Source organism: Streptomyces sp. NPDC054841, from assembly GCF_053611045.1.
This window is the reverse complement of record NZ_JBSGZO010000263.1, coordinates 1-11,745: the sequence shown is the minus strand read 5'-3', so window position 1 is coordinate 11,745 and position 11,745 is coordinate 1. Positions and strand designations below refer to the sequence as shown.

At 66.2% G+C, this 11,745-nt stretch carries 2 protein-coding genes and 2 pseudogenes; all 4 read left to right on the top strand.

Annotation, left to right across the window (positions count from 1 at the left end):
* Positions 1 to 322: 322 nt before the first annotated feature.
* On the top strand, positions 323 to 508 hold the full coding sequence (locus tag ACWGI8_RS28370) for a hypothetical protein (protein WP_453665133.1): 186 nt from the start codon (positions 323 to 325) through the stop codon (positions 506 to 508).
* Positions 509 to 525: 17 nt separating this feature from the next.
* A pseudogene (locus tag ACWGI8_RS28365) lies at positions 526 to 1,264 on the top strand (ISAzo13-like element transposase-related protein); the annotation flags it as partial.
* A gap of 297 nt (positions 1,265 to 1,561) precedes the next feature.
* Positions 1,562 to 2,119: a YbaB/EbfC family nucleoid-associated protein gene (locus tag ACWGI8_RS28360; protein ID WP_453665132.1), complete on the top strand. Its 558-nt coding sequence runs from the start codon at positions 1,562 to 1,564 to the stop codon at positions 2,117 to 2,119.
* Positions 2,120 to 2,717: 598 nt separating this feature from the next.
* A pseudogene (locus ACWGI8_RS28355) lies at positions 2,718 to 11,745 on the top strand (hypothetical protein); the annotation flags it as partial.

The window sequence follows — 11,745 nt, the reverse complement described above, 5'->3', positions numbered from 1 at the left end:
CGCCGGGCCCCTTGCATGCCCGCGAAACAGAGACGCGTCAGACACCCAACAGTTGACGATCACAACGCCTCGCCACCGCAACCGAAACAGCGAGGTTAGGGCTTGCAGAAGTACAACGTGTGGCTTCCCGCCCTGCGGCTCGTTCATCTGGTTTGGGCATTTCGTGTGAGGTCAAGAGTCAACTCGCTGTGAAGTTCGAGGTGTCGTTCCCGCACCTGGAAGAGCGGCAGCGGCGTCTGCTGGCGGGGGCCGGGGCCCGGTCAGGGCGCATGACTTCTTCGACCAGCAGGGACCGGGCAAAGCGATCCCATACGGCATCTTCATGGCTGTGCTGGCGGCGAAGGTGCGCCGGAAACTCGACAACGGCGCCCGGCGCATGCACGAGGCCGACCGGTTCCTCAAACGGCTCAACTTCCAGTATTCCTACCGGCTCAACGGCCAACCCCGCGGACCGGTACGTCAGGTGTTCGCCAAGGTCATCACGCTGCCGTCGGCGATGGTTCAGTAGCCAAGCAACGGCATTGACCCGGCACATCGAAGTGAACAAGATCGAGTACCGGTTGTTCTCCCACGTCACGACGAACTGGCGAGGTCGACCCGTGACCAGCCACGAGGTCATCATGGAAACCATCGCCGCGACCACCAGGGCACCGGCCTGAATGTCGAAGCCGAACTCGGCACGGGCACCTACGACACCGGCATCACTGTCACCGATGCCCAGATCCACGCCCGCCATGACCTGGCATCGCTTCCACGGCGACTGAAACTACACCCTCCGCCCCCACCCCCTGGCACCCCGATCGCGAACAGCACAGCCCCGACTGTCCGACTGGCAAGGCACTCAGCGGCCTGCGGCCGCATCACTGCGCAGATAGCTGACCGGCATGCCCGAAGTGGAACTGGACCACCTCGTCTATGAACTGGCGCCCGAGCTGGCCGAGTTGTGTGAGCGCAAACGGATCTGTCAACCGGGGGTGAGCGACGCCGTGCTCCCGGAGCGGGTGCCAAGGACAAGCTGACCACGGCCGACAGAGTCCTGGCCACCGCCCCTTTACCTGCGCAACTCGGTACCCGAGACCTGCTGGCCCAGCTCTTTGGTGTCAACGGCAGCACTCTGACCAGGGCAGTCCACCAGGTCCAACCGCTTCTGGCTGAACGCGGCCGCCTCGTCCCACCCTCAACGGTCAGGTTCCGCCCACCGGCCGGCGGGGCCACATTCCTCGCGGCAACCAACGACCCAACGAAGACAAAAACGCCGTGTTGACTCTCTGCAAGCTCTTGCTGCGGGCCAGAGTTGAGTATCGGACGCAAGAAGAGGCATACGACCCCTCGGTCACACCTGCCAGTGCCCGCTGATTCTGTGCACTCGATGGTTGTTACTCGGGGTCTTGCGCCGAGTCGCCCTGGTGACGGGTTTCCCTGGCTGACCTGCGGCCCATCGAGGACGGATGAACCGCGCGACCTCCTGGAGCGCACCCAATCACGAATGAACGGGGCCGGTGACGTCGGCGTAGGAGGGGGTGACCCCATACCGGGCAGTCGTCGACCGAGAGGCATACCCATGAGCGCTCCCACGCCGCGCGACCCCAGGACTCCTGCCGCCGGCCCGATGGCCATGCCGAGTGGGCTGGCCAACCTCGGTCGGTTGTTCGAGACCGTGTCCGAGGACTTCGCCAGGACCCGCGAGGAGATGGCGAGGACTCAGGAGAAGTTGAAAGCGGTAGCGGTCACAGTGATCTCACCGAAGCGCCAGCTGAAGGTGACGGTGGGGCCACAGGGTGAGCTCCGCCAGGCGGAGTTCATGACCTCCGAGTACCGGCGCATGACCAAGGCCGAGATTTCCGCACTGGTGGTGGAGACAGTCAACAAGGCGCGCGCAGAAGCGACGGAGACCGTGCGCAAGCTGATCCAGCCGGGTCTGCCGGACGGATTCGACTTCGACGATCTGGCGGCCGGGAAGATCGACATCGACAAGCTGCTGCCGGCTGACCTACTGCCGCCGGATCTTATCGCCGACTTCCAGCGCCGTACCGCGGCGGTCGAGACAGAGCGGACCCGTCGCACGCAAATACCGCGCACTCGGAGGTCGATGTCCGCGGAGCGCACGGACGAAGAGTAGCGGGCCCTTGCGCGCATCTGCTCCGCACGATCAGACCACATACCGAGAGAGTGGGAAACATGGGAGAGCTGCAAGTCGACCCCGAGGCGCTTGAGCAACTGGCCTCAAAATACGGAAGGGTGGTGGGCATCGTCGCTTCACTCTTTGCGCGCGCCAAGGCGCACGAGGCAGTGATCCGCTCCGGGATCGGCGAGGGGGAGGCGGCCCGGGCGTTCGAGCACGTCGCAGGCCCTGCCTTGGAAAAGCTGCATACCGAGATCGGGACCGTCGATCGGTCTGTTGAAGGTCTACGCAAGGGCGTACTCGGAGCTTCGATCGCTCTTGCGGGTGCTGACTTCGGGAATTCTGGTGGTGTGGGGGGTCGTGGGAGTGGTGTGCCGCGTGTGCCGGTGAGGCCTGGTGGTGGTGCTGGTAGGGGTGTGCCGCGGCCGTAGTTGGCTGTGTGGTTTGGGCGTTTGTCGTTTTCCTTTTTGTTCTGCGAGGTGGCCCGTGGTGTTGGTGTGCCGCGGGTCACGGACAGGGATTTGTCATGGCTATTACTCCGTCTGAGTTCTTTCGTGTGTTGTTCGGTCTGGGTAGTGGTGGGGACTTTCCGGGGGTGAACGAGGACGTGTTGTGGTCGATGGCGCCGTTTTATGCGGAAGTGGCGTCGGAGTTGGGTGATTTGAAGGGGTTGATGCATCAGGGTGGGGATGATGTTGCGGAGGTGTTGGCGGGTGTGGCGGGGGAGGCCATCAGGGAGGCGTTTGAGGGTTTGGGGTTGGGGCTTTTTGGTTTGATGGATTCTGCTTTTTTTGTGGGTGATTATCTGGATCAGACGGCGTTGCAGACGCAGTATGCGAAGTTGACGGCGTTGTTGATGCTGGTGTTCCAGGCGTTGTTGATTGCGCATTTGTTGGCGTTGATGGCGGCGACGAATGGGGTGTCGGGGCTGGGGATTGCTTCGGCGCGGGCGGCGGGGCAGGCGGGGTCGCGTGAGTGGGCGGCGTGGCTGGCTCGGGAGATTGCTGCGAGTGAGGGTATTGGTCTGTTTGTTGATGCGGGGGTGCAGGGGTGGCAGGAGGCGTCGGGGTCGCGGAAGGAGTGGGATAAGTCGGCGGCGCTGGCCGCTGCGGTGGGTGGGGCTTTTGGTGGTGTGGCCGGTCCGGTTGCGTCGTCGTTGATGCGGGGGCTGGCTTCGTCGATCAGTCACAGTGCGTTGGTGCGGGTTGTGGCGATGGCGTTGGGGGGTGGGGCGGCTGGTGTGGCGACGGTGGAGGCGACGAGTCTGGCGTTGACGGGTCAGTTGGTGACGGATCCGTTTGCGGTGCTTGCCGCGTTCACGGCGGGCTTCTTTGGTGGGGGGCTGGGGGGTTTTACGGAGATGCTCGCGTTGAAGCGGGCGTTGATGAAGAACGGTTTGTGGCCGGATGGGGGTTTTCCGGAGGGTGGGTTCAATGATGCGCCGCCTTCGTATGACGAGGCGGTCGGCGGGCTGGGTGGTGGTGCGGCCGGCGGTTTTGGTGTGGGGAAGGGGTTGGGGGAGAAGTTCGGGGAGTTGGGTGGGGGGTTGTCGGAGGGCGGGGGGAATACCGCGTTCTGGCAGGGGTCGGTGGATGAGGGTGCCGGTGTGGGGGTGCCGGTGTGGGCGGGTGGGCCGCAGGGCGGGGTGGTGAATCCGGCTCTGCCGGGTAATCCGTCGGTGTGGGTGCCGGCCTCGGCGCGTGGGGGTCCGGGGGATGTGTCGCTGGGTGCACTGCAGGGTGTGTCTGGGGGGTTGGGTCGGGGGGATGGGTCGGTTCCTTCGGTGGTGGAGCCGTATCGGGTGGTGGGGCAGCAGTCGGATGGTGCCGGGCTGGGGGGTGTGGGGGCTGCGGTTTCGGATGGTGGTGGCCAGGGGCTGGTCCCTGGTGGTGATGGTGGTGCGTTGCGTGGTGATGGCGGCCATGTGGTGTCGGGGGACTTGGAGTTTGTGGGGGATGGGTCTGGGGTCTTGGACGGGTCGTCGTCCCGTGGGGGCCAGGATCTGTGGGTGTCGCCGGGGCAGGGGTCGGGGCAGCTGTTTGAGGGTGGCGGGCAGGGGTCTGCGGTTGGGCTGACGGATGGGCAGCACGGCTCGCCGGCGCCGGGACGGGCGTCGGTGGATCGGCCGGTGGGTGGCGGTGCTGTGGGGGAGTCGCCGGCTGTTCGTTCGCCCGGTGGGTTGTCGGGTGCTGTGGAGAAGTCGGCTCCTGGCAATGTGTTGGGTGATGGCGGGGTGCGGGGGGCGAAGGCGGAGTCGGATGGTGCCACGGCTCAGGGTGCGTCCCGGTACCGCGAGGCCGTGGACAAGGTCGTGGGCAAGCCCGGTTTTGGTGAGCGGGCGGAGCGTGTGGCGCAGGCGCCGGCCGCGGGCGAGCAGGCGGCGCAGTCCCCGCACGAGCGTGATTCCCGGTCCCCTGAAACAATCACCCCCCGTGCGGACAAGCCGTCTGCGGACGGGGAGCAGGTATACGGCGATATGCCGGTCCCGCGGGACGGCACTGCTGACACCGACGGCCTTCACCCGACCGATGACGATATGCCGCTCCGGCTGGATCACGCCCCTGACGGCGATGGTGCCGATCCGACCACACCTCACGAAGACCACTCCACCTCGAACGGAGATCAGGCACAGGACGATGCGCCGGCCTCGCAGAATGACGCGGCCGATTCCGATGGTGTGACCCGGTCTCAGGAACCGGGCGCGGATCCCGCCGCTGAGCCTCTCGAGGAGGAGGCGCTGGTTGCGTTGCTGAACAGCCTGCCTGAGGCGCGGCACAAGTTGCCGGAGAGTGGGCTGGAGGAATCGCTTCCAGATGTGCCGTGGGAGGTGATCCGGTTTCGGGAGCTGCGTGGCGATGAGTTGCCGACGGGGATGGATGCGGATGAGGCAGCGTCGTGGGAGCGGCTCCGGTGGGAGGCGCGGGGGAGCGCTGCCGATGAGTTCGCGGTGTTGCGGGGTTATCTGGAGCGGTTGGAGGTGTTGGAGCGGCGCCAACAGGCGGTGGAGTTGCTGTGGGGGCGGGATCTGCCGCGGGGGATGGAGGAGTCGGAGGTTGACTACTTCCGGAGCGAACACCAGCGGGCCGAGGCCGGGCTGGGTGCCGGGAAGCGGTCGCCGAACGAGGTCTTGGATGAGTTCTGGGCTCGGGTGAGGGCGAGGGGAGCTGGCGAGGACACAGTCGTCCGGCAGTCGCTGGAGGCGCGTCTGTTGCGTTTGCTGGATGCCCCGCAGGAGTTGCTGAACCGGTGGGAGGCAGCGCGTGAGGCGGGAGCAGACGCGCTGACGGATCAGCTGTACGAGCGGTTCATGGGCGAGGTCCAAGAGGCGGATGCACTGGACGCGTTGCTGCCCAAGGTTCCGCGTTCGGTGGGTGAGCGTGGCCTGGGGGAGAACGATGCCTGGCGGGAGGTGATGGAACGCTGGGACGAACTGGGTGTGAAGGATGACGATCGACGGGAGTGGACGCGGCGGTTGTCAGAGGCTGCTTCATTGCCAGAGCCAGACCGGCGGGCGGTTTGGGACGCCCATGAGAACTGGCTGCTGGAGGAGCGGCACGCGCGGTTGGTGGGACGCGACGCGCGTGTGCTGTCCTCGGAGCGGCATTTGGAATATCGGCTCGCGGGGCTGATGGACGAGGGGGAACAGCGGATCTCGCAGGAGAGCCCGGAGCTGGCCGCGGAGCTGGAAGGGTGGCAGGGGCGGTTGCTGCGAGCCGAGCTGGCCGGCGATGCGAAGCCGCACGCGGATCTGCTGCGGGAATTTCAGGTCTGGCGGGACGATCGGCTTGCGGAGATCGAGGCGCGCGAGCACTCGGAGTTCTCCGATCGGGTTCTGACGTTCTTGCTTGGGGAGAAGCCCGCCTGGATGTCAGTGGCGGATCACAACTCGTGGCAGCAGCGGGCCGATGTGGCCCGCAAGGGTGGTGATCCCACGGCTGTTGCCGACCTGCTGGATGCCTACCGCGGATTCCTCGACGAGTCCGGTCATCTCCAGACCGATGCAGCCCAGACTGACACTGCGCCGGTTGTTGAGCGTACGCCGCAGGAAATTGCGGAGGATGCCGCGCACGCCGAGCAGGTGGAGCGGCTGATGGCGGAGCTTGACGCGTTGCCGGATCGGGAAAGCAGGGATCCTTCGGCGGCGCCGTCGCCTCCGCGCGATCAGCCGAGAGGTGGAGGGGCTGGGCGTGATGGGGTTGTGGACGATGACGCGTTGACGCCTGTTGATGTTGCGGACGATGACGCGTTGACGCTTGTTGATGTTGGGGAGGCTGAGCCGTCTCTCGGGCCGGAGTCTGGGCAGCGTGTTGGTGCTGTTGATGGTGTAGTGGTCGATGGGTCGGAGGTTTCCTCGGGGTCTGCGGCGGTGCTTCGTCGTGAGCCGGTGGTTGGCGGGGAGGTGCTGGTCGAGCGGCCGGTGGGGGTGTTTGATGCGCGGACAGCGGACCTGGATGGGTGGCTGGCCGAGGTGCGCAGGTTGCAGGCTGCGGAGCAGACGGCGACGGCCGAGAGTGAGCTGAATGCGCGTTCCAGTGCGGAAGAGACGCCTGAGTCTGAGGTGGTTGAAGCCGTTGTGGAGGCTGGTTCCGGGCCGGTGGTGCGTGGTGATGCCGATTCGGTCATGGAGTCTGCCGGTGATTCGGTGTCGTCGGTGGATGAGGACGTGTCTGACCGGGCGGGCGAGTCGGCGCGGTCTTTGGTGTTGTTGCCGCATGAGCGGGTTGTTCTCGGGCGGGTGGTGGATGCTCTGCGGGGCGTCCTTGTGGGGTTCGAGCGGCAGGCCGGGCTGGATGGGCTGGATGCGGCGGGGCTGGAGTTGGTTCGGGGGGTGCAGGACGGGTTTGCGCTGCGTGTTGCGGACGCGGTCGCGGGGTCGCTGGCTTCTCTGAGCGGGCGTGATGATCTGGTTCCGGTGGTGTCGGAGGTATTGCGGGGGCAGCTGGAGTCGTTGCGTCAGTGGCTTTACGGGGTGGAGCTGACTTCTGAGACAGTGGTGGCTGCTTGGCGCGAGTACGCGGCCGAGCAGGCTGCCCGTGTCGAGGGGCAAGTGCTGCATGCGCTGGGTCGCAGTCAGGTCGAGGCGGCCATCGAGACAGCGGTGCAGAAGCTGGCGACCAGACAGACCGGGACCAGCGCGCCAGGCTCCGATGATGTGGACGCGCCCAGTTGGGTGGTGCGTTACATGCGGCAGCAACTGCTGCCGGTGTACGACGAGATCTACGGCGGCCGGCTGGAGGTCCACCAGTCGCAGCAGGACACAATGTCAAGCCTGTGGGCCGAGCGTTACGAGCAGGAGTTGGCGGCCCTGCCGCATGTCCTGGAGCTTGCGGAGGATCTGCAGTCGGATTCGTTCGCGGAGCGGTTGCAGGACAAGCTGGATTCGGCGGTCGCGGATGTGACCGTTCGGCAGGGTGGGCAACAGAGCGATCCTGAGCAGACACGAGAGTGGGCTACTCGCTACCTTCACGAGCGGCTGCTGCCCGCGTATGAGGAGATCCTCGGCGGTCGGGTGGGCGGTGACTGGTCACAGGAGCAGCTCAATGCGGCGGTGAACCAGTGGATGGCCCGGTATCAGCAGGAGCTGCATGTGCTGCCATCACTGCTTGAACTGGCGGCGCACCAGCGCCCGGTGTCCTACTCTCAGCATCAGGAGCGCAGAAAGGCGTGGGCGGAGCAGCGTGAGCAGCTGCTGGCCCACCACAAGAAGCGTCATGATCTCGCAGTGTCCGAGGACAGCGCGGTCGCGGACGCCCGGACGCTGCTGGATGCACTGCTGGAACGCACAGAGTCCGAGGATTCCTCGCCTGAGCTCATGCCCGAGATGCTGGCCTACCTTCGCGATGGCCTGGAGAGGGATGTCCGCGCGTCTCATGCGGAGATCTTCGGTCAATGGCAGGGCCTCGAGGAGTCCCGAAAGGAGGCCCGAGAGGATGCCGAGCGTGCGGAGGACGAGCGGGCGCAGCGGGCGACCCAGGCGCAGCAGCGCTGGGACGAGCAGTTCGCCAGTATGGCGGACCATCTGCAGGGCCGGGTGGACAAAGCGGTCCGGTTCCAGGAGACGATCGCCGCCCTGATGCGGCGCATCGAGCAAAAGGAGCGGACGTACCTGGAGGAAACCGGGCGTTCTCTGCCTCGTTCGGTACTGCGAGCCGAGCGGATGAAGCTCCGCATGACGTTGATGCGTGGCCTGCTCGATGCCGAACGGTTCGTGCCGGGGCTGAAGGTGACCGCGAATGCGCTCCAGCGAGCCCAGCACGAGGAGAATGTCGAAAAGCTCCAAAGCGAATGGCTGGGGAAGATCGAGGCGCTGACCGAGGAACGGCTGGAGTTCCTGTACGACGCCACGATGGCCAAGAACAGGGTGGGAGCCGCTTTCAAGGCAGCCCTGGAGCGGCACCATCGAGTGTCCGTGTCCCAGCCCCAGAACCAGGAGATGTCTCAGCAGTCGCCCGAACAGCGTGCTGAGGAGGCGCGTGCGGCGGGCAGGCGGCTGCATCTGGCCGCGCAGGTGGAACTGAACAGCGAGATCCTGGGTCAGGTCGACGACACCCTCCTGGAGTACCGCCAGGAGGCCGAGTTCAGCTTGCTGCAGCCGTCCCTTCAGTCACGGGGGCGCAGAAGTCGGCACACCACGGACGTGCTCCGTGCCAGCGCACTGGAGAAGATCGACGAACTGATCGCCTCGCTGGACGACCGGGTCGAGTACAAGGCCACGGAAGCTGCGGCGGTCGAGGACGCCCGGGCGAAGGTACTGGCCGCAGTCGGGATCGAGGCCACGGAGAACATCGACGTGGTGCACGGCAAGGTGCTCGATGAGACCGACGAGTTCGACCACGAGGGCGACACGGTCTCCGATCAGCCGGTGGACGGCCAGTCGGCGCACGACGAACTGGCCGAGGACCAGTCGGAGGAGCACGGGTCCCCGTACTCGGCCGGGGCCGTGCACGCCGTCGCCGATCACTTCGCCCAGCAGGTGCGGGAGGCGTTCGGACTGGTCTGGCCGGGCACCAAGATGCTCGACCCGGCGGAGAGGGAGCAGACCGGTGCCCGGTGGCAGGAGCGACTGGCGTCGGTCTGGGGTGCGGACGACGCAAAGCTGCACGCGGAACTGGCCCTTCGCACGCTGAAGGAGGAGCTGCAGGACGAGGTGCTGGCGGCTTTCGACGCCGCTGCGCTGACGGTGCGCGCTTCGCGGCCCGGCGGGGTCGCGGACACCTCACTGTCGGACACCGGCCTGCCCGGCTCGGGACTCTCCGATCTCGGCATTCAGCGCGTCCGCAAGGCTGTTGAGCAAAAGGTCTCGCTCCAGCTGGAGGAACTCTCCCAACAGCAGCGGGGGCTGCGCCCTGAGGAGTTCAGGCAGGCGTGGCAACCACGAGCTGCCCTACTCACCGCCTCGCTGGTGCACGACCTCGCGGCAGAGGAGATCCTGGAGGAGTCACTGGGGGAGGCCGGCCGGACCTACGCCGACCGGATCCACACCACGACCTCGCCTGCATCGTCCCCTGAAGAGCACAGGCTGACCGAGCTGACAGACGACTTCCGCACGGACTGGGCCACCAACACCGAGCGTCTGTTCGGCAGGGAACCCGAGCGCTCCCGTCTCAGCGCGCGCCTGGCTGCCGAGCGCGAGAGCGGCAATGTATTCGCCAACGAGCTGCAGTGGCGGATCAAGATCAACGAGGCCGGCGACGACTACATGCTCGCACCGGACGCTACGGTCGCGACGGAACAGACCCTGCCCCCCACCCCGACCAGCGGCACCCCACAGGACGCCTCAACAATCAACGCCGAGCATGCGGCTTTCGAGCCGCCCCCGGGCGTCGTACTCCAGCCGATGACGGCGAAGGAGCTTCGTCGGGAGATGGCCACGCGGGCGTTGCTGGGCGACGAGCAGACCGAGGGCGACGCCGAATCGGGCGCCCGGATCGAGGAGCTGCCGGAGGGCTTCGAAGACGTCGAAGACTACCTGCTGACCCCGAAGCAGCGGGTGCAGGGCGACCCGGTGGTGACCCACACCTGGCTCGTTCCCGAGGCCCAGGCCGACGGCGACGGAAGCGGGCAGTGGACTGCTCTGGACCAGCCTGAGGGTCTGCTGCAGGAGGCGGCACTGGCCACCCTGCACGTCCCCGGCTGGCGCTCGCTAGCGGGTGAGGGTACCGCCACCGGCGGCGTCAGGGTCGCCGGGCGAGAAGTCGACGCCGAGCAGATCGTCCAGAACCTTCACTTGGGCAAAAGGACGTCAGGCGAGGACTTCGGGTTCGTCCTGCAGAGCTGCTGGTCCTCATTGCCGGGCAAGGACGGTTCGCTTGCGTCCAAAGTGCACCAACTCAGCGGTGGCAGAAAGGTCATGGGTGCCACCAGCCGGGTCATCGTCGACAGTGACAACCGGGTGATCTCGGGTACGTATGAGCTGGACGCCCACGGTGTGATGAAGGTCCGGCGCACAGGCAGCTGGGTGTTTCACATTGCCGGCCGGGCCGTCAACATGCACACCCCCTACCTGGACGAGGCCCTACATCGGGCAGGGGCGCAGGTACCGACATGGGAGCAGATACAGGCCACGCGGCACGAGGCCGAGCAACTCGCGACCCGGCGCGGCAGCGCACCGACACCGATCAGGGTACGTCCGCCACAGGTGTACGGGCCGGCGGAGCAACGGCATAACACTCAGAATGCGCAGGTCAGCGCCTGGGAGCAGTACTTCAAGGACCAGATCGAGGATCCGGCCGTCGAGGAGGCGGTCCGGCTGGCCGGCGAAGCGGCGAAGAGTGTGGCGCAAGCCGGTCAGATGCTGGCCAAGGCCCACGCGCTGTTCAAGGTGTACCCAGAGCCAGGGAAGTTCCTCGCGTACTTCGACGATGACGCGGGGCTTCGAAACCTGGCCCTGGAGGCGATGTTCGGCGACGCGCAGGCTACACAGCGTTTGCTGGAGCTGGAGCGGCTGTCCAGGATGATGGACGATCACGCCTTGCGCCGTACCTGGCAGCATGCCCGCGATCAGGCTGCGCAAGAGCTCCGCGACGCTGTCACGCGGCTGCGGAACGAGAAGAGCACCAGCGTTGCGTTCCTGGACGACCGCGCCCTCGACAAGCTCGTCAACGTCTGGAAGGCTGCCGCCTACAGCCGCGCGGCGATGAAGTCCCTGGGAACGGCTGGTCTCTCAGACGTCAGGCTGGGCGAGCGCCACAGCCCCATCGTGACGAAGTTCCTGCACGAAGCAGCGTTCCATTATCTGGATTCCTCGGTCTCGCAGGAGCCGATCGGATCGGGCGATCTGCTCAAGGCGCTGAGAATCCGTCAGCCGCAGTCCGAGCCCCTGCTCAATGCTCTGACGCAAGGGCTCTCCCGCGCCATGTTCGCTCTGGAGAGCCACACCCTGGTCGTCGGAGCGGTGTCCAGAGCCGAGCATCAATCAGCAACGCAGCAGCGCAATGCTTACGACGCGGAGATCAAGGAGGCTCAGCAGCGGGCCAGAGCACGGGCCAAGTATCGGAGCCAGCATCGCCAGCAGCGCCAGCTGGCAGAAATGTTGAAGCGTTCCGCCCCAGAGCGGTCACTGCCGGATGGTTTCGCCACCGCCACCGCCAACGAGTCCGGGGACATGGACTTCGCCTTCGGGC